The sequence below is a fragment of the Paenibacillus sp. P2(2022) genome, from assembly GCF_029522175.1.
GTDB lineage: Bacteria > Bacillota > Bacilli > Paenibacillales > Paenibacillaceae > Paenibacillus > Paenibacillus polymyxa.
Map to the genome: position 1 here is coordinate 159,035 of NZ_JAKWFI010000006.1, position 26,494 is coordinate 185,528.

Here is a 26,494-nt window from a genome sequence, read left to right on the forward strand (position 1 = left end):
ATAGCAGAGGTAGGACCCTTGCAGAGCATCCCTCCGTGTGGAGGGCGGGGCCAAGCTTAAGGAAAAAGAAAGGAGCCGCCTGTTCCCGTGTTTCGGGGATGGAATTCACCAGCCCAACATCGACTGTGAATCCGTATTCCTGTAGCCTCGGGTCCTGTCGGCGCTTGCTCTCTCCGGTATCCGCTGACCGCATAGCCATCGCTCCGGCATCTGTCATCAAGACCAGACATGGGATACTCTTATCGGGGTCTTTTCAGTGTTTTATTCGTCCATTCGAATACTCTACCAAAAGTCGCTTGGAAGGCGATTGGGAATCGAACCCTAATTGTTGGTGGATACATCAGATTTACAGGATACCTGATCCGATTAGGGCAGGCACTGCGGGACCTTTGGAAATCCTCGCCTCGGTAATATCTTCCTGTATCAGCCTTTATCATTATTGCGCACCCTTGCACTCACGAACATGGCGAAAGTATTACGACCCCATAAAAAACAAAAAAAGACACGGAGGAAGCATATGTGCTTCCCTCGTGTCGTTCTCTCACCATTCACCTTACAGCTCTTTGTGACATTTGACCATGATAAATTTGAATGGAGGTTTGCTTTCCATATTTTTATGTGGCTCAACAATTTCCGAAATTTCTGTTAATCCATATTTTCCGAATTCTTGTTCTACCGAGTCAGCATCATAAAAAAACATGTTTACCCCTTCCATGATCTCGAAATAGTCTTTACCTAGCTGCTTTCCCTTTCCAAACATCGGAGCTTCCTTTGAAATAGTCGTAAAAACCATATATCCATTTGGCTTTAGCTGATGATAGCAATCCTTAATAAATTTCTCTCTCTCACTTTTATTCAATAAGTGAATAAGCGCATAACAAAATATGCCGTCATAAAGCTTGTTATCAAAAGGCATATCCATTACGGAGCCATGAAAAATACTGATATTGAGCCCTTTTTGTCTTGCCAAATCAATCGCTGTTTTTGAAATCTCAATACCTGTAACATGTATTCCGTTGTCCATAAAAACCTTGGCATTTCTACCATATCCAATACCAGGTATCAATATATTCTTAACGTTCTTTTCAATGAAAAAGTCCTTGGTCAGAATTGCTGAGTCTGAAGGTTCAAAGCCCCACATCATTTGATTTTCTATAAAACTGGATTCCCAAAATTCTGTCATACCTTTATCTCCTCTATAATTATCATATCCATAATTTCGAATTTATTCAGGAGCAAGCCCGGGCTGGAACGTGTCCAACGCCTCGGTCGCGGAAATTTCGGAAACCCCTGTCGTTGTAGAGGCCGTCTGGTGGGTATAGCTGAATGAAGGCGTCTCATATTGCAATCCCGCCTTTTCATAGGTGAACCAATAGCTGACAGCCTTTCCGATGGTGAGGTCTTTAACCCGCTGCTCCCAAACACCGGCGTTGTTGGTCATCCGGTAGTTGAGCTGTTGCCCACCTGCTAAAGTATAATGCACGTCAACATAGACTGAGGCTGTTTTGGGGGTAAATTGAATCAGTGCTTCACGATCGCTGACAAAGCGGGCCCGTACGGTGTAATCTTCCGTTTCTCCGCCACCCTCATTGCCGCCAGATGCTGCCTCCGTAGTTACCGATACAGCACGACTTGCCGCAGACAGGTTACCGGCTGCATCACGAGCCTTGACGGTAAAGCTATAAGCGGTCGCTGCATTCAGTCCTGTAATTGAAGCGGAAGTGCCGTTTATCTCAGCCGCCTGAGTCCCGTCCTTATACACGATATACCCCGTTACGCCAACATTATCTGTAGCTGCCTCCCACTCCAGCGTAACCGCCGAAGCCGTTTTGGCCGTAGCTCGCACATTGGCCGGGCTGGTTGGGGCCTCTATATCAGGTTGTGGATTGCCGCCGCCGTTTCCATTTCCGATATTAAAGCTGTTCGGCTGCACGGTAATACTATGTCCATCTGAAAAGGTTACTATTTTCTCTTGGTTGGTAAAGTTGTAGGCCACATAGGTTTTTACACCGTTCTTATGAAATACGGCATAAATAGGTGAATTGGCAGTGACGCTACGGTCGATGTTGCCAACAGCATCCAAGTTATAAATCCAGTGGTAGGCATTCGCCTTGGAATTCCCAGCTTCCGGTGTCATCGCCGCTACGCGTGCACTGAATTTGGCCTTGGCATCGGACGGGTCCGAAATCGCTCTGTACATATACACGATATCTTCCCACGGGCTGAAATTCCCCCCGCTTTTTTGCAGCAGATTGCTAAAATTTTTAGCCGCATATTCCGGATATTGTGTCAGATACAAGGAAGCAGAAGTAATCGGCAGCCAGTTGATGCCATGCACCTCTGCGGGGTTATTGGTCCACCATGTAGCATTCCCGACCGTTTTACCACCCCAGATCATACTTGCCGTCGCACTTTGCATCCCTGAAGGGGTGTTTGTACCTTGTACATCAAACCAGTATTCGTTAATCGCATTCATTTCCGTTGTATATAGATAGATGCCCAGATCACGAGTTTGGGTATTTCCCGTCGCCTCGCCCCATAAAATCAGACCGGCCCAAGCATTCATCGCTTCCGAGGAGGATTCATTGTTGTTGCCGTCGCCAAATTTGGCATGACCGGAAGCCCAGGTGTGGCCGGCATAGGGATCAAAATTACGTAAATACGGAAATTTAGAATCAGACCTGTCTGTATTGGCAATGTCGCGAATGAGCAGCTGCACCATCTGCCCCCATTGTGAATTGGATGCCCAGCTCTTGTCCACCCGTGCAATTTCGGCCGCAGCCTTAATAAAGTATCCATAATGGAAATGATGGTCGTTTAATTCTACCGCGCTGCCAAAGCTGTCGGGATAACCGATTAATGTCCCCCAATTGCTATTGTACACAAATAGGTTCGAGCTTTTCAGGTTTCCTGAGCTGTCGCTGGCCTTAAACCAGTCCTGTAGCCGACTTTTAATCTCATTGCGGAACTGGCTCGCTGCTACAGTATTGCCCACCTGGTCGGCAATTGGCGCCAAGGCTGCCAGCTTGCCCAAACGTTTTCCAGTCCAGTACGTGTCACCATCGCCAGAATAGACTTCTGCTTTCGCTTCGTCTATATAACTATTCAGCTTATTTTTATCATAAGACCCCAAATCGGGCAAAGAAGGGAGCACGCCTGTAAACTTCATCTTCGTTTGAAAAGAAGCCCCTTCCGCTGTTTTCATCAGACCACGTACAGAATTGTACGTATAGCCCAGTAGAGATTGTGATGAGTTTTTCCACTGATGTGGATATAAGGCAAAAATAGTACCCGCTTGTGTACCTTGTTTTGCGGTTGTTGTAACGGTAAAGGTGGTTGTTACCTCGGAAGAGGCTTCGTTGTAGCTGTACTGTGCTTTGGAGTCTGTAACAAAAGAATAGGCATATTGCTGAAATTTGTCCAAGGTCGCCGTTGTATTGTCAGGCAAAGCCGCCACTGTAAAATAGTTTTTCCCGTTCAATTGATTGATTAGAGTACTCGTCCCAAGACCAGACCAGGTGCTACCGGAAGGAGCAAACAGACCATAGTGTGAGCCATTGATCGTAATGCCAAGCACAGGAGAACTAGCGGAGCCAGACCAGACCTTGGGTACCTCATTGAACGAGAGCTTGGGATTACCGCCGCCAAACTCGAAAAAAACATAGGGGGAGCCATGTCCATAGGTAGCACTCATTTTGTTGCTGCCGCTTTGAAGTAAGGATCTGACAAACCAGTCACTGAAGGCATCCACCTTGGCATCCGGAAATGAAGCGCTTTCAGAATGACCAATGGTAAAATCATTCACATCATCCATCCAGCCTGCGATGTATCCCGGATTGACCGTAATTTTACCGCTTGGGTTAAAGATGCGCAGACCGTTTTGCTGATTTTTCAAGGCAAGTGGATGCGGATATTGAGCCTCGGAGTAGGGCACCCAGGCCAGACTGCTCCACCAGTCGTTAGTAGGCATTGGGCTAGTTACATTCGCTGTCTTATAAATTTCGTTTTGCGGTGTAGCTGCTCCGGCAGGTAGTGTGGTTGAATAGGAGCCTGTGCCTTGTGTGACCTCACCCGAAAAGGCTTTAGTAGAAACCGGTGCAGCTAAACATATCAGACTGGCACTTAACAAGCATAATATCATTTTTTTCACAACCAACATCCTCCTTTGAATTCTCTTATCCCTTTCCCTGCAAGGCTTTTCCCTTTTCTTCCAAGCTGAATTCAACTTCATTGTGCTTGATCTCTATTTCCAGGTCAATCCTTATATTTCTAAAATCTAACTAAACGAGGCGAAAGTCTCTAAAAATACACAAGAAACCAGGACGAAAAACCCAAAAATCATGTCATTTTGTATTAAGTAATTATGTCATTTTGATTTCACCCCATAAGACGTTCACCTTATGAGTTATTCACCCCATTAACCATTCACCCTAATAAACGTTTAGTATATAAAAAAAGAATCCTCCAGGCCTTTTTAGCCCTTCAGATCCTCTGTTCTTTTGAATTTATAAGTTTTTGAATCAATGAGTTTGAGCTTTTAAGTGTTTAGTTTCTCCTGCCCTTCCCATGCTCCACACCATTTCGAAAAATGAGTGACTTTGCGGTGGGATTCTTACCTTTAAATATCTTATACAATCCGAAGAATCCCACTGCAACAGCGATCGGAAGATCAACCCCTTCGCGGAGCCTCCTTCTCCACCCGAAACAACTCACTCATTTTCCTCGCCCAAAATACCCTTCTATTTTCCAGTCCACGCCAACCTGTGTTACGCTCAAATCCTGCAAGGCCACTGCATCGCTCATCGCAGACACGCCCTCTCCCCCGAGAAAGCCCGGGGCTGCGCGCCCTCCAACCAGCTTCGGCGCCATATACAGCACCAGCTTGTCTGCCAGTCCTTGCTGCACGAACGAAGCGTTCACCTCGGCCCCACCTTCCACGAATACGGACGAGACCTCCTCCGCCCCCAGAATGTCCAGCATTTGCGGAAGGTTGACCCGCTCACTGTTTTCATCCTGTGTCGGATAAACCTTTATACCGAGCTGTTCCAGCTGGCTTCGCTTGCCTTCATCATAAGCCCGCCCTGTGAATATCCAGGTCGGCGCCTCTCCATCTGTAATGACACGAGCATCCAATGGAATTCGAAGCTTACTATCCAGAATGATACGAATCGGATTCCGTCCTTCTGGTAGACGAGTCGTAAGCTGAGGATTATCATGAATCACGGTCTGTACACCGACCAGGATGCCTACATGCTCGTGACGAAGACGATGCACATCCTCCCGTGCAGCCTCAGATGTGATCCACTTGCTTTCAGAGGTTCGAGTTGCAATTTTACCGTCCAGCGTTACTGCCGATTTGATTGTAATAAAAGGTCGCTTGCTCACGATATATTGATTGAACACTTCATTCATGCGGATGGATTCCTGCTCACATACGCCGACAATGACCTCAATGCCCGCATCTTTCAAAATCTGTACCCCTCTGCCGGAAACCAGCGGGTTCGGGTCCAGTGCTGCAATGACCACCCGACGAATGCCTGCCTTCACAATCGCTTCCGCGCATGGGCCTGTCCGGCCGTGATGAGAACACGGCTCCAGCGTTACGTAGATCGTCGCTCCCTGAGCGTGTTCCCCCGCCATACGCAAGGCATGAATCTCGGCATGTGGCTCACCAGGCTTCAAATGAGCGCCGATCCCAACGATACGGCCATTGTTAACAATGACTGATCCGACGAGCGGATTCGGTTCTGTTTGCCCTTTGGCACTTCTGGCATTTTCCAGTGCCAGGCGCATATATTTTTCGTGAGTGTTCATAGAACCTCCCTGAGATCGGAATCCCGCAAATGGCCGGATCGTTCTACTTTTGTATTCAAGTACCGTTCATTATATTGTGACACATCGCCCCAGAGCGGCATACGTCCCGCCACATTCATACCCGACTTCTTCAAGGCATCCAGCTTTTTAGGGTTATTTGTAATCAGAGTTACTGGTTTTTGTCTCAGATGTTGAAGCACACTAATGGCATCCGCATAATTGCGTGTATCATCTTCAAAACCCAACTGATGGTTGGCTTCGACGGTATCCATGCCTTCTTCTTGTAGAATATAAGCCATGGCTTTACTAAACAAACCGATTCCGCGACCTTCATGATTTGCCAGATAGAACAATGCACCTGTTCCATGTTCCACAATCATTTTCATCGACTGATGGAGTTGAAATCCGCAATCACAACGCTTGCTACCAAAAATATCTCCAGTATGACAAATACTATGCATGCGAACTAATGCATTTTCGGACTGTTGGAGATCCCCGTACACCAATACACTTGATTGTTGTCCCTCCGCCAAGTTCAGTGTGGACAATCGCTTCACGATCGTCTCAGCATTGGCATTCAGTAAGTTCTGGCGATCTTCCTCGTCCCGTACAGGTAGCCAGCAATACCATTGAAAAACAACCGTTTCCCCTTCTAAATTAACTGGCAGCTTGATCGGTCCTACCAAAATTGTCGAGGATTGCTCTCCACGAACAGTTTGAATTTTATCGTTAAGTAGCGTAGCTACATCTTTAATATTCATCTCTCTGCACCATCCTTTATATAAACTCTATATATGAAATGCCTCACATTTCTCAGGCTAATCGTTGTTGTCGGGGTTTTATATCATTTAACTATGTGTAAGAAATGTTCATGAAACGTGGACTCCAAGATTAGTTGACGCTCCTGAAGCTCGGTGACAGCCTGCCGTCGTCCATCTTCGAAAGCCTTCAGGTCTTCTGCGGTATATACCTGCTGGCGTAAACGAAGAAGCTCACTGGCCAGCACATCGGCATCCTTCAAAGCAGCGTTCAAACCAAAAGCTCCCGTAGGTGTCATGGTATGCGCCGCATCTCCAATCAGGACCAGTCCATTCTGTGCCCATGTGTCACTACGGCTGCTGAAAATATCCAACGGTACGAAGTCCTTCCATGAACGAATGTGATCATGCACACTATGCTCTAAATCTGGAAAAGCCTCCGTAAACAGCTGTATAAATGGTTCAAAAGATTGCTTAAACAGGGTGGAAAAGCTCCCCTCCTCCACATTCCAGCCAATTTGGATATAGCCCTCAGCCTGCGAGAATAAAGCCAACTGACCTCCGTTGACCAGGGCTAGACGAGTGACGGGCTCCCACCCGGTAGGTGCCGTGATTTTGGCCCATAGCAGATCATAGCCGTGGCGAATGTTAGTCACAGGCATCTGCGCCAGCTTGCGCACAGTCGAATAGCGTCCGTCTGCCCCCACAATCAAAGAACTATGAATTGTAATCTCATGACCGTTCTTATCGCGGGCGGTCAAGCCCGTGTACCCCTGCTCGCTGTCACCCTCCAACGCAGTCACAGTTGTACCTGCCAGGTAACGGAAAGACTCGTAGGTGGACGCCTGCTTGAGCAGAGCATCCAAAAATCGAGGTTGTGGAATATGCACCCCTACATTACCATGGATTGAAGCTGGCTCAACCGTCTTGACCTGCTGCTGATGCTGCCAATATTCGATTCTTGTGGAGGCGAGAATATGATCCTCATGAATTTGTTCGAGCAGTTTATGTTTGCGGATCACTTCCTGACCCTCATCGTTTAAAATTTCACCGCGGAAAGCCTTTCCGGGCACGCTCTGCCGCTCAACCAATATCGTTGAAACACCCTGCTCCGCCAGTAGACAGGATAACAAAGTCCCTGCGGGTCCCCCTCCAACTACGCACACTTCACATTCTAGCTTCATCCGACTTCCCCCTGCACCCAAACCATAACCTCAACGATTCGTCCGTATCTGTTCATTTAATTACATCATTAATCATATCAAATTAAGTTCAAATTTTAAGCATTTACATCTTAAACTCCGTATCAAAGCTAACAAGTTACTTTATGTAACAAAGTATATTTATATCATTCGATTTCGTCAAGTAATAAATTTATGTAAAGTAAAATCATTTACTTTTAACAGTGAATCGTTAATAATAGGAGCATGAGGTGATCACATGAATATTCCGCAGATGTGCCCACGGTTTGAAAAGGCTATGGAGCTACTGAGCAAGCGTTGGACGGTGTTGATCGTATTTCAACTAACGAATGGTCCGCAACGTTTCGTCGCTATTGAGAATTCAATTCCTAACTTAAGTGGAAAAGTCCTTTCGGACCGTTTGAAAGAGCTGGAGGAAGAAGGAATCATTCAACGTATGGTTTATCCTGAAAAGCCTGTGCGGATTGAATACTCCCTTACGGATAAGGGACGCGATTTAGCTCCTTTATTTGACCATATTGGTACTTGGGCTACACGCTGGATTGAGGTTTTACCAGCACTTGAACAGCAATGATCCATATGGGCTACAGCTATTTTTCCTAGCTAACATGATCCACACACAGACTGCTAACATGCCAAAGAACGCCTTTGCTCTAGGTACAATTCGTACTCATCGTGCAAGGCGTTCTATTTTTTTATATGACGGAGTGTTAAAGGTCCATCTAAGATCGCATCCAAGATTTAAACATTTCCCTCACTGCTGCGTTGCATTTCCTCACGGATGGATTGCACCCGTTTTTTCCCCCAGTCATACATCATCTCCACAATCGGTAAAATCGTCATCCCCAGCTCAGTCATCGAATACTCCACCTTTGGAGGCACTTCGGGATACACTTCCCGGTGTACAATACCGTCCTCCATCAACTCCCGTAGCTGGTTGGTCAGCACTTTATGCGACAGCTTCGGAAACAACCTTTGCAGGTCACTGAACCGGTGCGGCCCTTCGACACCCAGATGCCATAAAATAACGACCTTCCATTTCCCGCTCAGCACAGATAGCGTTAATTCCTTTTCGCAGTTGTAGTCTCCGTTTACAATTTTCTCCCGTATTTCTTCTCTCAGCGTATCAGACATATATCAATTAACTCCTTCGAAATCATCATGATCTTCCACATGAATAGTAACCTGCAGGTAACCTCCGTACTTGAAAGTGCATTCTTCACAGCCCGACGAAGCCACCCTACAATAGTAAATAACGTTACACACTCAAGGAGGAATAGAGTATGAGTAAAAAAGCTCTTTTTATTATACCCCCAGAGCGCTTTAATGAGGATGAATTATTTAAACCAAAAGAAGCGCTGGAGCAAGCAGGTGTTACTGTAACATTAGCCAGTACAAAAACAGGCGAAATCATGGGTGACTACAACGGTAAAGCGACGGCTGATCTTGTCTTTACAGACGCTGTGCCGGCTGAGTATGATGTGGTATCTGTAATCGGCGGATCAGGAACAAATGATCATCTGTGGAATAACGCGGATCTCCAAGCTCTGCTGAAACAAGCTCATGAGCAAAAGACTTTAGTGGCTGGCATCTGCGCAGGCTCTGTAGCTGTGGCTCAAACCGGCCTGCTCTCTGGCAGAACGGCTACATGCTACCCCGTGGATGTGCAAAAGGATCAGCTCCAATCGCATCAAGCCGACTATGTCGCTCAGCATGTCGTCGCTCATAGCGATATTATTACAGCCGACGGCCCAGATGGTGCACAGGAGTTTGGTAAAGCACTCGTTCAAGCTCTGCAATAAGCATATTCTCGAAGTTCCAGATGGCACTTTAAGCAGCACTCCAACAAGCCGCATCGCGTCCTTTCTATTGTATGGGACCTGATGTGGCTTCTTTGTGTCATTTTCATGCTTAAGTGATTAATTTAATTGTATGGTCCTGGATTTTCGTGTTAGCTTTAAAGAATCGACGTTTAGTATAGGAGGCTTATATGCCGTGTTTATGAAAGGCAAAATCCATTTACATCAGGTAACGTCCGAATCGTTACGACTGGGCGCCTTACTATCATTAGTAGGGGGCTTTTTGGACACATATACCTTTGTTGGAAGAGGCGGTGTTTTCGCCAACGCACAGACAGGCAATATCGTCCTGCTGGCTGTCAAAGTCATTCAGGGGCACTGGGTTCAGGCATTATCCTATATCCCGCCTCTGATCGCCTTTTCACTGGGGGTTTTTGTTGCTGAAGGGATTAAACGCAAATCAACCCACCGTTTAACTCCAGACTGGACCCGCACAATTCTTTTACTGGAAATCGCGATTTTTTTCATCGTGGGATTGATTCCGCAAGGAGTTCCCAATACGGTAGTAGTGGTGATCGTCTCATTCGTCGCTTCCGTGCAAATGACTTCCTTCCGCAAGCTCATTGATGTGCCGTACACCTCCACGGTCAGCACCGGTAACCTTCGATCAGCTATCGAGGCTGTGTATGTCGCTGTAACGACCAAGGACACGAACGCTGCCATTCGAGCGATGCGTTATGGTGTCATCCTGGCTGCCTTCTTGGTAGGAGCCTTGCTGGGGGGATTTCTGACTTTGACGATTGGGGATAAAGCCGTTTGGGGCGCTGTTGTTGCACTTATTTTTTCTTTTATTTTATTTACAGAAGAGGAAAAGTGGAAGCTACCGCTGCGTCACTAATCCTCCATTATATTAGCCCTGAATGAACTGCCGCTGGGCCGTTTCAAAGAAATTCAAGAGGTTCTCGCGGGACGAAAATGCTGCCTGAGCAGATTGGTTGCTACCGCCCCCCTTGCCCTGAAACGCGCCCAGATTCTCTTTCAAAAACGCTCCGCAGCTAACGGATTGGCTACCATTATGTGCCAGAATGATTTTGTTTTCGGCTGTTGTGGCAAATAAAACAAGCAAATCATGCTCAGCTGTCAGCTTGGCAGCCAATTGCTGCATCTCCTGAATGGATTTTTGTTCAAATACATGAGCAAGAACATGCCCCTGTACAGCAGACAGCAGCTCTTTCGCTTGGTACGATGCATTTTCCTCTTGTAGAAACTCCACTTGCGCCTTGAGCTGCTTATGCTCCTGCTCCCATTTTTCGAATCGAGTCAAAATATCCTTTCGCCCAGTATTGAACTTCGCAGACAACACGTCCAAAATCCGAACACTCTCATTAAAGTCCTGGAGTGCGCGAGCACCACATTTGAAATGGATTCTTGCCATCCCTTTTTGCTTTTCCCATTTCAAGCATTTAATCATCCCGATTTCCCCGGCCTGAGCCACATGTGTACCGCCGCAAGCATTATATTCAATGCCTTCGATCTCAACAATCCGAATATTTTCTGTTACTTTAGGCATTTTCACAAGCGGAATGTCCTTCAATTGCTCATGGGTTACAAAATAACTTTTTATGCTGCGGTTATTGTAGATTTGCCGATTTGCTTCCTGCTCGATTGCCGATAGCTGCGCGGATGTTATATCAGAACAGTTGACATCAATTGTGGCGTACTCTTGTCCCAAATGAAAGCTTTCTGTACGCGCACCCAACAGTTCCAGACAAATCGCTGACAGCAAATGCTGCCCGCTATGCTGCTGCATATGATCAAATCTGCGCTCCCAATCCAATTGGCAGGCCACTTTCTCCTCCTCTGGCAAACGTTCTACCTGATGCCAAATGTCCCCATCCTCAAGAACCACATCTAATACACGGATGCCCTGAATCGTTCCTGTATCACATGGCTGACCTCCGCCATGCGGATAAAAGGCCGTTTCCTTGAGCATAACAAAAAATGCTCCGTCTCTTTCCATGCTCTGTGTAATATGAGTGTCCCACTCCGTAAGATTTGGAGCGGTGTAATATAATTTTGTCGCCATGTCAGGTCCCTCACTTTTGGGTATCTTTGTCTCGTGCGATATCCACTTATTATCAAGCACTTCACTGTAAATATCAATGTAGTGAATAGCTTAAACTACTGCACGGACAACCTCCATATAGTGAAAAATCTGCATGACGATTAACAAAATTTAGCTTGAAATTCATTTTTGAATCGATTAAGATTAGTCGACTAACTAATTTGTCGACTGGAACACAATGTAAGAAGAAAGGAGAACCTCATGGATTTTGATTTACGGGATTTGCCCACTCGTGAAGCGCTGCAAGAATTTTCTATGCGTATCCCAGAGATTGATGTAAGAGCGACAGAAGCGATGCTATTTTTTATGCGCGTATCCTCCAGTCTTTTTAAAGTCAGCTTTGAAGGCTTTGAGAAGTTTGGTATATCTCACGGAAAATTTTCAATATTAATTCTCCTGTATCGCAACATTCAAACAGGGTTGCTGGCTACAGAGCTTGCGGAGAAAGTAGGGGTTAGCAAGCCTACCGTTACCGGTCTGCTTGACCGTCTGGAACGCGATGGGCTTATTATGAGATCCGTTCACCCTTCCGACCGCCGTATGAGTATTGTTAAACTGACCGAACAAGGAACAGAAATGATAGAGAGACTGCTGCCTGTACATTTTACATGCACTTCCACACTGATGAGCCATCTATCCAACGATGAAAAAGAACTGCTCCTGACATTACTGAAAAAAATAGAAAGCGGCATCCCTGAAGCAAAAGAGATATATAAAGCAGCAAAGCCAGAGTAAGTTTTAATTTTTGCATTTTAGTTAGCCGGCTAACATCTAAATTATTAAATAATAGAATAAATAAAATGTACATAATCAGGATATTTATTCGAGTCTAGGTTGAATCCATTTTATGAACTTAAGGAGCATATTACCCATGAATCGCACACAAGTCACCAGCCTTATCATCCCTGTCATTTCTATTGCCTGTCTGATCGGCGGGGGGTTCCTGCTTCAGACTAACGGACAAGATCAAGTCACTGCTTCGCGATCCGTTAAAGGCACAACGCTCAATGCTGATAGCATTCATGTATCTTTTGAACAAGTAGGCGGCAAAGTCCTAAACATCCCGGTAACAGAAGAAACGAAAGTGAAAAAAGGAACTGTCCTTATGGCTTTGGATTCCAAAGATGTGGATTTGCAAATTGAGCAGCTGCGGACACAAATTGCGCAGTTCAATACACAGATCAGCCAACAGCAACAATCCATCCAATTAGGGTACACACGAGCAACAACTCAGGAAAAACAAGCACAGCTGGATATCGCGCAAGCTCAAGTCACTGAGAGCAAAAGCCAAGCGGCACTGCTGCGGGCACAGGCAGCTGAGCGTCAAGCCACTGCTGCGGAACAACAGGTCAATAATGGTGCTCGGGATGAAGATGTTCAGCAGCAACGAATTGCCGTAGCTTCTGCCACCAAAAACGTTCAGACGGCTCAGACTAACTACAAACGTAATAAAGCACTTTATGATGCAGGAAGTGCATCCAAAGCAGTGTTAGATGATGCTGAATCCTCATTGACTTTAGCGACAAATCAGTTGAGCCAGCAAAAGGAGTCTCTTCAAAAGCTGCTCCATGGCGCTACTCCTGAAGAACGTATGCAGGCCAGTGAACAGACCACACAAGCAGCGGTTGCGGTAAAACAAGCCGAGGAGGAAATCCGTGGTGCCCAATTGTCCGTCAATCGTTCCAGAACCCAACTGGAAACCATTCAGCAAAGCCGTCAACAGTTGGCAGATCAGAAGTTGGCTATCGACCTTTTAAAGCAACAAAAAGACACACAGGAAGTTCAGCTTAAAACATTGCTGCTCAAAAAAGAGCGACTGGTATTAAAGGCACCACAGGATGGCAAGGTTACTTCGATTAGTACAAAAGTCGGGGAAAATGTCGCGCAAGGAGCGCCTGTGATTACCCTGGAAACCAACGATTTATATTACGATCTGTATGTCAATGAGGAACAAGCGGGTAAATTCAAGGCCAATCAAGAAGTTAAAACCCGAGTATCTGCTCTCAACAAGGACTTGAAAGGTACCGTACGTTATGTGACCGCTGCGCCGCAATTCGCTAATGTAAAGATGTCCCGTGAAAAAGGTGAGGCAGACACCGCCACATTCCAAGTACGTGTATATGTAACAAGAGAAGCCGCTTTGCTACCAGGCATGACAGTTGAGGTGAATACGAATGAAATCACTTCGTGATGAATGGACGTATCTGGTTCACTCCAAGTATCCGATCATAGCTATCATCTTCCCGCTGATTGCAGTGCTGGGGTACTCCCTGCTGCTCCCAAGCAGCCAAATTAACGATGCTAACGTGGTAGTGGTGGATCAGGACAACACAGCCTACAGCCGTGAGTTGATCCAGAAGATAGATGCTTCTCCATATATCAACGTAGCAGAGATTGTTTCGTTTACGGACAACCCTGAGCAGTATTTTTATCACGAAAAATATTTAGCCGTTATTTCCCTGCCGCACGGTTTAGAGGACAATCACCATCGTTCCCTTTCCAGTCGCGTGGGTCTCATTCTTGATAATACCAACGTTCAATCTATTACTTCCATTCGTACAGCTATGCAGGAAATTAGCGTTTCTGAGAATATGGAACTGTCTGTTCCAGCTATGTTGAAAACGGGGATGAACGCCGAACAGGCTCAGGGAGCTCTCAATGGTATTGCCTTGGAGGTGCGTTCCCTGTTTAACCCAACCAATGATTATCAGAATACGACGATACTTGCATTCACTTGTATGTTCTCTTTTATGATACTCAATATCAATAGCTTACCTATCGTCGCCAGACTAAGGGTTTCCAAGAGACTGGCTGCCGAACTGCAAAATCCGTTCAACATCCTACTGCGTATTCTTCCTTATACGCTGTTTTCGACGGCTGGCTTAATCTTCTCTCTCGGGATGCTTAAAATGTTTGGGGGAGGTCGTTTCGAAGCCAATCCGATCCTCTTCATGATTCCGGTTGTCCTGTATGTATTCGGTACCGTATGCTTCAATGTTCTGGTTGCATGGGGCGCTGCACATCCGGGGATTGCCATTGGCAGAATGGTGATGGTGCTCATGCCTGCTTTTGTACTATCGGGGGCCGTTCTTTCCAGATCACTGTTTCCACCTTTAGCGATTCAAATCGGTGATTTCTTTCCCTTCGTATGGATGTACAAATTCCTCCGCACCATGGGACTGCGCGGTGCATCTTTTCAGGAGATGCTTCCGGAACTCGGATCTTTGTTACTATATGTCGGTGTACTCTCCATGCTGGTGATCGCCAGAGCACTGTGGGAAAAACAGAAGCTGACCAAGCAGACTGCGGGCGCTGCTCTAGAAAAGGGATCGCCACATCCCGTTATTCCAGCAAGCTCAACTGGCGGCGGGTTATCTATGCAAGGGGCACCATCAGCACCTATGCACGAGCCTATAAAAGGATAGAGTCTCGTCTGTAAAATAAAAAGGGTTAAGTATCGTCTAACGAGCCTTAACCCTTTTTCATTAACATGAAGATCTTCTATTTCAAAAATGCCAAACAAACACCGCCCTTTTAAGGAAGTATGCCTGAGTTCGCCCTTCCTAAGCTGTGCACCTTGTTTATTCGCCAGTCTCCGAAAATTTTCGAATACGAGCCCCTACTTCATCCCGTACACGCTGGAATACGCTCCATTTCTCTTCTTCTGTTCCTTGTGCTTTAGCCGGATCGTCAAATCCCCAATGTTCGCGGCGCACGTACGGAGGTGTAATAGGACATTTATCGGCAGCATCTGCGCATAAGGTCACAACTAAATCCGCACTATTCAGCAAAACAGAATCAATAATATCTGAAGTTTGACCGGAAATATCCATCCCAACTTCATTCATCGCTTGCACCGCTTTAGGGTTGAGGCCGTGTGCTTCAATGCCCGCACTGTATACATTCCAACGGTCTCCCAAGTATTGTTTAGCCCAGCCTTCTGCCATTTGACTGCGGCAAGAATTACCAGTGCACAAAAAATAAATTATCTTCTTGTCCATCATCAGCGTCTCCTTCAATTGTCCATTATGAAATGATTAACCACAGATATAAGCCCAGTAGGGTAATAAAAAGTGTAGGAATAGTTAAGATGATGCCTGTTTTAAAATAAGTCCCCCATGAAATTTTCACGTTTTTCGAACGAAGCACATGCAACCACAATAAGGTGGCTAACGAACCAATTGGGGTTATCTTCGGTCCGAGATCCGACCCTATAACGTTAGCATAAATCAGTGCCTCTTTGACTATACCAGTTGTATGGGTGGCATCAATGGCAAGCGCATTAATCATGACCGTAGGCAAGTTATTCATACCCGACGAGATAATCGCCGCAATAAATCCCATGACCATGGTGGCCACAAACATACCTTGATCAGCAGCCGCTTGAATCACATGGGACAGCAGATCCGTCAAACCGGCATTACGCACACCATACACCACCACATACATTCCGATAGAGAAAAACACGATGGCCCATGGAGCGCCCTTGATGACTTCTTTCATGGGTACCACAGGGCTTCTTCTAGCCATCAGCAAGAAAAAGATGGCAATGATACCGGCCACCACCGAGACGGGAATGTCTAAAAATTCGCTTGCAAAGTAGCCAACCAACAATATTGTGAGAACAACCCAGGACATACGGAACATCTTTGGATCTTTTATCGCATTTGCAGGCGTGATTAACTGTGTCGTATCAAACGTTTTAGGAATTCTTTTGCGAAAAAAGAGATACAGTACCACGATACTAGCCAATAAGGAAAACAGATTAGGTACAATCATACGACTCGCATATTCCATAAAACTGATTCCAAAAAAGTCGGCTGACACAATATTAACGAGGTTGCTGACTACAAGCGGAAGCGACGTCGTATCTGCAATAAATCCGCTCGCAATGATAAAAGGAAATACCATTTTCTCATCCAATTTCAGTGCCCGAACCATCGCCAGTACAATTGGTGTCAAAATTAAGGCCGCACCGTCATTGGCAAAAAAGGCAGCAACTACGGCACCCAGCAGGCTCACATAGACAAACATCCGGGTTCCGCTTCCACGGGCTATCCGTGCCATGTGAAGTGCTGCCCATTCGAAGAAGCCGATTTTATCAAGGACTAACGAAATCAGAATAATGGCGACAAAAGCTAGTGTGGCATTCCAGACAATTTGAGTAACTTCCCAAACATCATGCAAATCCACTACACCTACCAGCAAGGCGAGTAAGGCACCGCCGCAGGCAGACCATCCAATGGACAGATGTTTAGGCTGCCAGATCACCAATACTAAAGTAACTAAGAATATAATGCATGCCAACAAAATCAATGTTCTAAACCTCCATTACATTACCTTATAAACATATACTTATATTAAAAACACCGTTATTCCACAAAGAGATAAACGGAATAGGCTTTAGGATGAACAAGCTGAGGAATCCGGCCCACAAAATGCTGTTGGCTCCTCTTTATTTAGCGATTTCAAAATATGCTTGGAGCCTGGCATGCTCTCAAGAACAGCTTGTATATGCGGTTTGTCGTCTACGTTTAAGGAATAGTATACCCACTGACTTCGTCGTTCTTCTTTTACAATTCCTTGCGACTTTAATTTTCTCAAATGTTGGCTAATTGCTGGCTGCGACATATTAAAGATATCTACAAATTCGCAAACACACCATTCTCTTTCTCTTAGCAGGGATAACATGATCAATCGGGTTTTATCCCCTAATAGCTTTAAATGATCAGCTACATAACCTAGTTGATCCAATATATGCCCCCCCTTCCACCTATATAACTACATGCTTATATACTAATATAGCTCAATTTTAATATCAAGAACGATCAATACTTATTCATTCACCAATTGCAGGAGCCAATCTTTTATATCCACAATTCGCAGTGTTTTGGGTCGTGTATTCGTTCCAGAAATAATTAGTGGAACAAGGGAATCTTGTTCATGCAGCGATCCATGGGCTCCCCCTCCGATGTGGGTAGGGGAACTTTCACCGACCAGTTCATATCCAGGTTGAACCGTAACGACAACATATCTTCCTTTATGTGAATTCATTGCCCCGTGTAGCCTCGCCAAAACGTCTGGATATTTTCCATATTTGATCCGGTTGTTATTGATCGTAATATCCACAAGATTCGTTTCGCCCGATAATGTCCATGATTGTCCATATTCATCGGTAAATTTCCCACCGGGATAATAAGAAAACAGGCTACCATTTCTCCCCTTTGTAACCTGGATATTATTTTTACCGTCTTTCATAGCAATAATGTCGAGCTTATTCTCATGCTGTAAAAGCTTCACCACGTCAGACAAATCTACGTTATTGTCAATTGCATAGATATAGGCCATCCGTTCATTAGCGGCAATCACGATTTGGTCATCACTTCTTACGGGTTGATTTAATTTTGCAATCCGGTAATGGCCCAAAAGAGGCCTTATATCAACAGTGGCTGCCTGTCGATCATTATAAACCGCGCTTTGCCCACTGTCCCCCAAGACGATCCATGTAGCATTTTGTACAGCCTCTTCCCAAGAACCGTATGCGTTCAACACAGTTTGCAGCGCTTGATCGGCTTTTTCAATTCCCTCCAGTTGAATCGGGCCTTTTCTATGCGCCAAATTATCATTCCCTGGAAAGTATGTGATGGTTAGGTTTGGAAGTTTTTTTTGATTGATTAGAAAAGCGGTTTCTTTTGCAGAAAATTCGTCGTTCATCCCAAATTTTTTCCACGGAGAAGTATTCCAGCTATTCCCCGGATCCAGTTGAGCAAAAGTTGCATATGAAAACCATTTAGGTCCTGTTATTTTCACTTGTTCTGGCACACGGTTACTGTTTGCAATAAAACGAGGCACCTTTAAGGAATGTTCCGTTCTTCCTCTAAAAACAATAGCATTGATGGATGCAGATTCTTTTCCTTTGTCAGCTAATGCTTCATGTATTGTTTTCGTTTTTTTGTTCAATTGAACTTGGTTTAATTGGTAAATAGCATCATTAAATACTTGCAGTTGGTCGATTTTCAAGGCTTCTTTGGCACCATTGCCGTAGAGAATCATGCGTTTCTTTGGGTCACTGTACCAAACGAGTCCAGGCACATGATGTTGGTCTGCATACGTCCCCGTTAATAATGTGCTGTCGATGGTCACAGACATTGTGGGAAATGAGCTGACTACCTGCTGGAAATATTGCCCTTGATGAAGGAGAAATCGCATGGCGGGTGCACGCCCCTCTTGAATCGCTTCTTGCAAAGGCTTATCCATTAAAGAATCAATCAAGATTACAATGACAGGTTTTTTGCCCATTTGATTTGCTGTGTGATGTGGGTTCACGCTCTGTTGCTTTAGCTTTTGACTGGAGTCCGCTCTACAGCCCAAGATCAACAACAATAAACTTAACATTAGTACAACGGTAACTTTATTTTTCATGCTCATGTGTGTGTCCCCTTCTTAGAAAAACAGTGCCCTTGATCCTCTTATTTTTTCATATACAAAAAAAATTATTCCTACATTGGATCTTCGGGAAAAGAGAGAACTCCTGCATTCAAAGTTACAACTCCATGAATTTTTTGAATCTAATAAGCCAAATTTAAGATCAAAACCATTCAGTGAGGGAACTAACGATGACTACTACAAACATACACGAATATTTCATGCACTATATAGATTCCGGAGAAGGAACGGCCATCCTATTCATTCACCCTCCGGTACTTACAAGCTCAAATTTCACATACCAAATCCAAGGGCTATCGCCCTATTTTCGTACTATAGCTTTTGATATCAGAGGACACGGTAAAAGTCAGACTTCCGAACAAACGGTTACTTACCCTCTCATCGCCCAGGATATTAAATATTTGATGGATCGGTTGAGCTTGGATAAAGTATTTTTGTGTGGATATTCTACCGGAGGTTCAATAGTACTTGAATTTCTCTTGACTTATCCGGATCGGGCATGGGGAGGGATTGTTGTCAGTGGAATGTCGGAGGTAAACGAATGGCGACTAAGAAACAAAATTTCTTTGGGCATTGCGCTATCCAAAATCGGCGCAGTCGGTACGATTGCGCTTTCTAATGCTTGGTCACAAACGAAACAATTATCTTTGTTCCGCAAGTTACTCAACGACGCGAAGCAGGGAAACCCGAGGAATGTCGAACAATATTATCGTTACAGCTTGAAGTATAACTGTACCTCACGGCTAGGGGAAATCCATCTTCCTGTTCTGCTCGTTTATGGTGAAGAGGATAAACACTTTCATCCATATGCCAACATATTGCATCAGCATTTACCGAAGAGTGAGCTTGTTTTCATTAAAAAAGCCGATCACCGCCTTCCTACGAAGGCCGCTGGAACATTGAATGAACTGATCAAGCAGTTCATAGATCGCTTCAGCCTTTAAGGCACATCCTACAGGAAAAGTCGCATACACATCTACATCCCACTCCTGATCTTATATCTTTGTCTGTATATGGCCTTGCATATGAGTTGCTCATCAAAGTAAAAAAAATTATATAATATTTTATACAATGTAAATATACAAATTATGCTAAAGTCATATATAGTTTAGGTTGGATAGGTATGTAAGTTCTGCTTCTAAATCTAAAGGGGTGTAAAAATGAAATGCTAAAGCGTATTCAAAATCTTTTCTTTATCCCTAACTACCCACTATTCATGATCTGTATGTTATTGCAAGGTATGGCTATTTCCATAAGCGCACCTTTTTTAGCTGTATATTTTACAAGTACACTTGGCGTATCGGTGGGAACCTTTGGTGTGTTTACAGCGGTGACTTTGATTTGTGGTATATGGATCAGCTCTCTTATTGCCAAACGCTCCGATACTGGATTGGATCGCAAACAAATTTTAGTGATTTGTACGTTATTTAATGCTGTCGCCTTTGCAGGATATCTTGTAATCCAAAACTTTTATGTACTTTTTATTTATATGACGGTCTTTACAGCGATTGGCGCCCCTGGGATGCCGCAGTTATTTGCCAGTGCACGTGAAGCGGTAGATCGCAGTAAATCTGCGGATCATGCCTTTGCGAATTCAACGCTTCGTTCTATGTTTTCTCTTGGCTTTATTACCGGGCCGCTCTTGGGTTCCTTCTTGATTGCACATACGGGCTTTAAAGGTATTTTTGTTGGTACGACCTCTATTTTTGTACTTATTGCCGTTCTTCTATTCTTTTTTATCAAGCAGCGTCCTGTTCAGGCTAAAAATAAGGATCAACTTTCACTTCATCACATTACATTACATAAAAATATGAAAATCCTGATCCCTTTTGTAGTTCTTACTCTGCTTTATACGTCTCACTGGATGAATAGTTTAAATATTTCCTTGTTCATCATTCACAATTTAAAAGGTGACACGAATGACGTTGCCCTCGTATCCAGTATTTGCGCAATCTTAGAAATACCCCTGATGCTCATGCTGGGCGTACTAGCAGCCAAATACTCCAACCGTTTGCTTATATTTTTAGGGGCTTTAACAGGCGTTGTCTATTACCTCCTCGTTCTTATGTCGACGGAGATGTGGCAACTATTTGCGGGACAGCTTCTCCTAGCATTCTTTGTTGCAGTGATATCAGCCATTGGTATCAGCTATATGCAGGATTTGTTGCCATCCCTGCCCGGATACGCCTCGACACTGTATTCCAATGCGACAACGATCGGAAGATTGGCGGGGAGCTTGATGGGCGGATTGTTTGCTCAATGGATGGGTTATCGAAACTCCTATTGGATATGCTTATTCCTGATTCTCTGTTGCCTTGGTCTGCTGGCGATATCAAAAAAATTAGAGTTTGACCAATCGGCTGCTCTACAAGAAAGAAATCACAGCCTATAGAGCACCATCAATAAAAGAAACAGCACGTAATCTGGACGAGAACCTAAAGTCCGATTACGTGCTGCTTTATTATGCTACCCTGCCATGCGTAGCCCGAATTGGTTATAATCAGGAGCTGACGCACACGCACCCTATTTTTTTATAGTAGAGAAACGACTCATAATTGCATCGGCCGCATACGTATAACCGCCAGCCTGACGGAGTGATTCGCCAATTACATGCGCCTGTTGTTTATAGATGGCTTGATTCAAAACCTCTACCAAAGCAGCTTTTAAGATAGCAGGAGTAAGCTCATTTTTATTCACAGCAATCCCTGCTCCCAGCTCTTGGACCCGATTGGCCACAAGCGGCTGATCCGATGTCATGGGAACCAGAACCATCGGCACGTTGTAATACAAGGCTTCGCTTGCACTGTTCATTCCCCCATGTGTGATAAATGCATCTACACGCTGGAGCATTTCCAGCTGGGGAATATAGGGCTTGATCATAAAATTGTCCGGGATACCATCCGCCAATAACTCCATCTCCGCATATTGGCCTGATGAAAGTACAAATTGCACAGGCAAATCACGAAATGCTTCAAAGCAAAGCTTGTAAAACTCCAAATCTCTATTAAGAATAGTTCCCAATGATATATAAACAACCTGCGGATACAAAGCACGAAGCTGGTCGAACGGAAAAGAGGGCGCATCTTCACGAGGTACAATAGATGGACCTGCAAAAATATAGCTGTCATCCAGCTTTTCAGCTTGCGGTTGAAAATAATGGCTTGTATATATAACCTTTAGGCTGTGGGAATGTGAATCGAGTTCATCAATAGCAGGGACGGCAACCTGAAACTCCTCAGCTAATTGATGTACTACTTTCATCGTATCATCATAAAGTGCTCTCACTTTTATGTCATGATCATCCCCGCCTTGGTCAGAACCCAGAGGCTCTACGAAAGCAAACGAACAGACCGTACATACCGCAGGTATTCCCAGCCTCTCTGCTATAATTTTGCCTCCCCAACCCATCAAATAGTCATAAATCAAATAATCATACACCTTATTTTCAATTGCTTTCATAACCTTTGGAATAATCGGTTCAATCAAACCTTTAACGATCATATTCACGAATTGATAATGATGTTTATATTCAGCCGGCTTTAATACAGGATTGTGAATAAATGCATCCACACTAAATGGATAGGTGATCAGGTTTGCTCCCGTTTGTTGAATTCTCGTACCAAATTCCTCTGAACACACATAATCTACTTCCTCCCCCCTATCGACCAACTGCTTAATTAATCCTAATGACGGGTTAACATGGCCTTCAGCAGGCGTGATCACAACCAACACACGTGCCATCCTACACCTCCGACAACATAATGTATTCAAGAAAAAATGTTAGTTTTGTCCTTGATGATTTACACACTTCCATCATTCAATATATAAAATATTTACCATAAAAACAAATGGTTTCAATTTTAGATTATGTATGCATCACATCCAAAATTGCTCACAAACACGCACATAAGCGGGGGAAAACGCTTGAAGCGCATCCCCCGCTTATCTATCGAACATACAATTATAGACGCCAATTCCAATGATCTGTCCCGCTCAGAACAGCTTCAACAGTGTACTGGTTTGCTTCGTCAGCCGTAAGCTGTTTGGCCCAAGGTACACGCCCGCTACTTTCTGCACCTGGTCCAAAGTTATCGTACTCTCCAAATCTTGCAGTCTGCTCATTGGATTCTTTACCCCAATTGTTCCAACCACCTGGCTTGATATGGTCATCCATATAGGTTTTCAAAAAAGTAACATGTGCGTAAGGACGCCATGGTCGCCCAAGATCCACCTTGCCTGTCAAGCCAGCTTCGGTTGTCAGACGACACTGAGTAAATACAAAACCTGGCTGGTTCTCTTCCGTTGAAGCGGCTGTTACGTATCCGGCACGCAGGCTGTGTATGATCGAATTATCAAACACGGCAGGGGCATTGCCAAATATAAAATCTACACTGCCACTGATGTAACTGTCCTTAAAATATTGTCTGCCACGGTTCACGAGCAGTGTATCCTGTAGGCCAGTAATTTTGACATTGTGATACTTTCCACGATCACCTTCGGCATATAACGCTACAGCCTGCACCTGCCCGGTCCCTTCTGTGTTGGCGACCGTCACATTTTCCAACACAAAGTCAGGACTTTGCACACGCATGGTATAGCTATTGCTCGTTCCTAATTCTTTTCCGTCCACTACGGTCTTGGCCGTATCATCAAAAGCAATGATCGTTTTGTCCCGATCTTCCCCGATAATACTCAGATTTTTTTTGGAGGAATTCACCTTTATTTTTTCACGGTACGTACCGTTTTTGAGATGGATAACAGTCCTTGTGTTGCTGTTGTCAGGGACTGCATCAATAGCTGCCTGGAGAGAGGTGTAGTCAGCAGGGCCATAGGTCGATACAACCACACTAGTGGGAGAAGTTCCTCCTGAGTCTGTTAGCTTGCGGACCTTAACATTGCTGAATTCCGACGTATTGTAATTCCACACTTCATTTTGTTGTTTGGATGCATCAGTAGCTAACCCGAACAATAGCGGTTGATGATCCGGCAAATCTATAACGGTTTCACCAACCTTCTCCCAGTTCGTCACACCGTCTGCGGATACCCATCCGGTAAGCTTTTGCCCCTGTCGCACAAGACGAACCGAATATGGCGTTGGAATAAACGTCTCCATTGACGCACGCGTGGTTTTACCATCTGTTTGATCACGACTGATAAGAATCCCCTGTTTACCATATTTAACAAATGCTAAAGACATAAAGGCCATTTTTGATCCAGGCTTCAGCGATTCACGAATCATTACCCCTGCCTCGGCATTATCATCCACAGGGGTAATCTTCTCCACACGAGCTGTAATTTCACCGTCTCCCTCCCATTTCTGATAAGCATAATGGAAAAGATCAGCTTTTCCGTCAATATCCCCCGCGGATTTCAGTCGGATACTGCTGCCGTTTGCATCTTCTTTTAATACCTGAGTATGCCCTTTGATATAGCCATCGTTACCATCAGAGCCAACCTCTTCGCTGAGCCAGTTCCCCGTTGGTGCAGTCGTGTTGACATGGATGGTAACAGGATTGGAAAATGTAGCAGTCCCCTTGCGGTCTGTCACCCGTGCAATAATGTAATGGGTGCCGTCCGTCACATGATTCCAACTGATTTGATAAGGCGCACTCTCTACTTTTCCAGCAAGTTTACCGTCAATGACAAATTCAACGTGAGCAATGCCATCTTGATCCTTGGCCGTTGCAGTTATGGTCGCATCACGTCCGGCTTCCAAAATATCGTTATGCTTCAGTGAACGTCCACCTTCATCCGATACCTGAACGAAGGCCTCCGGATTATCCACCTCACTGCCATTGGACAGCTTCTCAATGAGATCATTTAAATAAACCTCTAAATTCGTATAGCCCTTGGCAAAATGAGCATACTCGCCTGTACCGGCAAGCTCCTGACCGTTGCGGTCGTCAGCATTATTGGGGTCCAGCCCATGAGCGCGTTCCCATTCATCCGGTATACCATCATGATCACTGTCAGTAAGCTCCGTGGTGGTTACGCTATAATCATCGTAAATCCAGCCTGCTTCACGCGGGGAGTTGATAAACGCACCCGTTCCATTCTTCACATCATTCATAATTCGAGCGTCCACCGCATCTCTTCTTGGCAGCGTGGCTCCTGAGCCAGCGAGCACCTCAGTATATGCGGTCTGCGCATCTGTCGCCTGATATGGTCCATACGCATCTGGTGAAATTCCGTTGTCGTATTCCCCTCTGACTTCAATCGGCTCTGCCAAACGAGTGGAAGGGTCAATAATCGATCCAATGGATGTTCCAAGCTGCCAGTTGTCTTGAGTAACCGATTCGTTGCCGTACATGTAGTTGCCACCAATATAAATGCGTGTTTTATATTTTTTACTCCCCACGTCTACAAAGATTTGACTACGCACGTCCTTATATGTGTTGGGGCCATACTTATAATAGTTATTCAGCACATTATACGATCCTTCACCGCCACCGTAGGAAGAGAAAAATCCCCAGTTATATATGACATTATTGGTCATTTCCACAGCGTCGATTTGTTTTTTATCGGTTGGGAACCGTGGATTGCGACTTGCATTGTGTGCCAGCAAGTTATGATGATAGGTGGAATTCCGACCGCCCCATATACCGCCATAGCCGTGGCGGCCTTTCTGGTGCGTAGTCATTAGCATACTTTCGGATGCAATAGACCATTGTACTGTCGTATTTACGTTATCGTACAGACTTAGCACCTCATCCACCGACCAGCTAAAGGAACAGTGATCAATCATAATGTTTTTATGGTACCTGGCTCCTAACGCGTCATCCTCACTGGGGTAACGGTCGGTTAATCGAAAACGCAGGTAACGGAGAATGACGTTATCTGCATCAATCCCTGTTGTGTAATCGCTTACAGTTATGCCGTCGCCAGGAGCTGTCTGACCTGCAACCGTCAGGTTGTTGCCCAGGATTTTAAGTGGCTCCTTCAGATGAATGGTTCCACCCACCCGGAATACGACCGTCCGATTATCGGAGCTGACCGCTGCACGAAGAGATCCGGGGATCACCTGCTCACCTTTGCCGTAGTCTGCCAGCGTGGTAACTTCGTATACTTCACCTCCGCGTCCACCGGTAACATATTTACCGCCACCTTCAGCCCCCGGAAACGCCGGAATATTCGTCGCTATATTTTCTACTTTCTCCACTTTCCCCATCTCTGTCCCTACCGCAGTCTCTGCTTGGATCAATGGTGGGCACAAGGTCAACAACATTGAACCCACAACCACATTACATAGCACCTTTCTCCATGTACGCTGCTTGCTCATATTCTGTTTCCTCCCTAAGATTTTCTCTCACATCAGCGCATACTTTTATAAAAGAATGATCCGAGACGTTC

The 26,494-nt window shown here is 45.1% G+C and carries 21 protein-coding genes; 8 read left to right on the top strand and 13 right to left on the bottom strand.

Annotation, left to right across the window (positions count from 1 at the left end; genetic code table 11):
• Positions 1 to 553 precede the first annotated feature (553 nt).
• From MMB75_RS19390 to MMB75_RS19410, 5 genes are all read right to left on the bottom strand, one after another.
• A complete protein-coding gene (locus tag MMB75_RS19390; RefSeq protein ID WP_016820392.1) occupies positions 554 to 1,183 on the bottom strand; it encodes a class I SAM-dependent methyltransferase in 630 nt (209 codons plus the stop codon).
• 42 nt (positions 1,184 to 1,225) lie between these two features.
• Positions 1,226 to 4,150: a glycosyl hydrolase gene (locus MMB75_RS19395; protein ID WP_016820393.1), complete on the bottom strand. Its 2,925-nt coding sequence runs from the start codon at positions 4,148 to 4,150 to the stop codon at positions 1,226 to 1,228.
• Between the two features lie 563 nt (positions 4,151 to 4,713).
• Positions 4,714 to 5,814 carry a bifunctional diaminohydroxyphosphoribosylaminopyrimidine deaminase/5-amino-6-(5-phosphoribosylamino)uracil reductase RibD gene (gene ribD / locus MMB75_RS19400; RefSeq protein WP_016820394.1) on the bottom strand — a complete coding sequence of 367 codons (1,101 nt, stop codon included), beginning with the start codon at positions 5,812 to 5,814 and terminating at the stop codon, positions 4,714 to 4,716.
• Positions 5,811 to 6,575, bottom strand: a complete 765-nt coding sequence (locus tag MMB75_RS19405) for a GTP cyclohydrolase II (protein WP_016820395.1) — start codon at positions 6,573 to 6,575, stop codon at positions 5,811 to 5,813. Before MMB75_RS19405 ends, ribD begins: the two co-directional genes overlap by 4 nt.
• 83 nt (positions 6,576 to 6,658) lie before the next feature.
• A complete protein-coding gene (locus tag MMB75_RS19410; RefSeq protein WP_031462271.1) occupies positions 6,659 to 7,756 on the bottom strand; it encodes an FAD-dependent monooxygenase in 1,098 nt (365 codons plus the stop codon).
• Between the two features lie 256 nt (positions 7,757 to 8,012).
• Here MMB75_RS19410 and MMB75_RS19415 point away from each other — a divergent pair, with 256 nt between their 5' ends.
• Positions 8,013 to 8,348, top strand: coding sequence for a winged helix-turn-helix transcriptional regulator (locus MMB75_RS19415; RefSeq protein ID WP_013312049.1), 336 nt, complete (start codon positions 8,013 to 8,015; stop codon positions 8,346 to 8,348).
• A 167-nt stretch (positions 8,349 to 8,515) separates the two neighbouring features.
• Here MMB75_RS19415 and MMB75_RS19420 read toward each other — a convergent pair whose 3' ends face one another.
• Entirely contained in the window at positions 8,516 to 8,908 is a 393-nt protein-coding gene (locus tag MMB75_RS19420) for a winged helix-turn-helix transcriptional regulator (RefSeq protein WP_016820397.1), read from the bottom strand.
• A 149-nt stretch (positions 8,909 to 9,057) separates the two neighbouring features.
• Between MMB75_RS19420 and MMB75_RS19425 the strand changes: the two genes are divergently transcribed.
• The gene (locus tag MMB75_RS19425; protein ID WP_017425587.1) at positions 9,058 to 9,576 is read left to right on the top strand and encodes a DJ-1/PfpI family protein; all 519 of its coding nucleotides are present in this window, start codon (positions 9,058 to 9,060) and stop codon (positions 9,574 to 9,576) included.
• A 193-nt stretch (positions 9,577 to 9,769) separates the two neighbouring features.
• The gene (locus MMB75_RS19430; protein WP_025365887.1) at positions 9,770 to 10,471 is read left to right on the top strand and encodes a YoaK family protein; all 702 of its coding nucleotides are present in this window, start codon (positions 9,770 to 9,772) and stop codon (positions 10,469 to 10,471) included.
• Between the two features lie 12 nt (positions 10,472 to 10,483).
• Here the strand turns inward: MMB75_RS19430 and MMB75_RS19435 are convergent, their stop codons facing one another.
• A complete protein-coding gene (locus MMB75_RS19435; protein WP_025365888.1) occupies positions 10,484 to 11,659 on the bottom strand; it encodes an alanyl-tRNA editing protein in 1,176 nt (391 codons plus the stop codon).
• A 240-nt stretch (positions 11,660 to 11,899) separates the two neighbouring features.
• Here MMB75_RS19435 and MMB75_RS19440 point away from each other — a divergent pair, with 240 nt between their 5' ends.
• From MMB75_RS19440 to MMB75_RS19450, 3 genes are all read left to right on the top strand, one after another.
• Positions 11,900 to 12,433, top strand: a complete 534-nt coding sequence (locus MMB75_RS19440) for a MarR family transcriptional regulator (RefSeq protein WP_045244989.1) — start codon at positions 11,900 to 11,902, stop codon at positions 12,431 to 12,433.
• 136 nt (positions 12,434 to 12,569) lie between these two features.
• Positions 12,570 to 13,889, top strand: a complete 1,320-nt coding sequence (locus MMB75_RS19445) for an HlyD family secretion protein (RefSeq protein ID WP_025365889.1) — start codon at positions 12,570 to 12,572, stop codon at positions 13,887 to 13,889.
• The gene (locus MMB75_RS19450; RefSeq protein WP_045244988.1) at positions 13,873 to 15,123 is read left to right on the top strand and encodes an ABC transporter permease; all 1,251 of its coding nucleotides are present in this window, start codon (positions 13,873 to 13,875) and stop codon (positions 15,121 to 15,123) included. The genes MMB75_RS19445 and MMB75_RS19450 overlap by 17 nt, the downstream gene beginning before the upstream one ends.
• A gap of 156 nt (positions 15,124 to 15,279) precedes the next feature.
• Here MMB75_RS19450 and arsC read toward each other — a convergent pair whose 3' ends face one another.
• The 4 genes from arsC to MMB75_RS19470 all read right to left on the bottom strand — a co-directional run bounded on the left by arsC (position 15,280) and on the right by MMB75_RS19470 (position 19,126).
• On the bottom strand, positions 15,280 to 15,699 hold the full coding sequence (gene arsC, locus MMB75_RS19455; RefSeq protein ID WP_045244987.1) for an arsenate reductase (thioredoxin): 420 nt from the start codon (positions 15,697 to 15,699) through the stop codon (positions 15,280 to 15,282).
• 25 nt (positions 15,700 to 15,724) lie between these two features.
• Entirely contained in the window at positions 15,725 to 17,014 is a 1,290-nt protein-coding gene (locus MMB75_RS19460; protein ID WP_044786306.1) for an arsenical efflux pump membrane protein ArsB, read from the bottom strand.
• Positions 17,015 to 17,101: 87 nt separating this feature from the next.
• Positions 17,102 to 17,452: an ArsR/SmtB family transcription factor gene (locus MMB75_RS19465; RefSeq protein ID WP_277509922.1), complete on the bottom strand. Its 351-nt coding sequence runs from the start codon at positions 17,450 to 17,452 to the stop codon at positions 17,102 to 17,104.
• A gap of 81 nt (positions 17,453 to 17,533) precedes the next feature.
• Complete coding sequence (locus MMB75_RS19470) at positions 17,534 to 19,126, bottom strand: alkaline phosphatase family protein (RefSeq protein ID WP_277509924.1); 1,593 nt, start codon at positions 19,124 to 19,126, stop codon at positions 17,534 to 17,536.
• 188 nt (positions 19,127 to 19,314) lie between these two features.
• Here MMB75_RS19470 and MMB75_RS19475 point away from each other — a divergent pair, with 188 nt between their 5' ends.
• Together MMB75_RS19475 and MMB75_RS19480 are read left to right on the top strand one after the other, a co-directional pair.
• Positions 19,315 to 20,088 (top strand): alpha/beta fold hydrolase, encoded by a 774-nt coding sequence (locus MMB75_RS19475; RefSeq protein ID WP_045244986.1) that lies wholly within the window; start codon positions 19,315 to 19,317, stop codon positions 20,086 to 20,088.
• 221 nt (positions 20,089 to 20,309) lie between these two features.
• Complete coding sequence (locus tag MMB75_RS19480) at positions 20,310 to 21,536, top strand: sugar efflux transporter (RefSeq protein ID WP_031462276.1); 1,227 nt, start codon at positions 20,310 to 20,312, stop codon at positions 21,534 to 21,536.
• 131 nt (positions 21,537 to 21,667) lie between these two features.
• Here the strand turns inward: MMB75_RS19480 and MMB75_RS19485 are convergent, their stop codons facing one another.
• Together MMB75_RS19485 and MMB75_RS19490 are read right to left on the bottom strand one after the other, a co-directional pair.
• Entirely contained in the window at positions 21,668 to 22,885 is a 1,218-nt protein-coding gene (locus MMB75_RS19485; protein WP_045244985.1) for a macrolide family glycosyltransferase, read from the bottom strand.
• Positions 22,886 to 23,105: 220 nt separating this feature from the next.
• Complete coding sequence (locus tag MMB75_RS19490) at positions 23,106 to 26,423, bottom strand: pectinesterase family protein (protein ID WP_045244984.1); 3,318 nt, start codon at positions 26,421 to 26,423, stop codon at positions 23,106 to 23,108.
• Positions 26,424 to 26,494 lie beyond the last annotated feature (71 nt).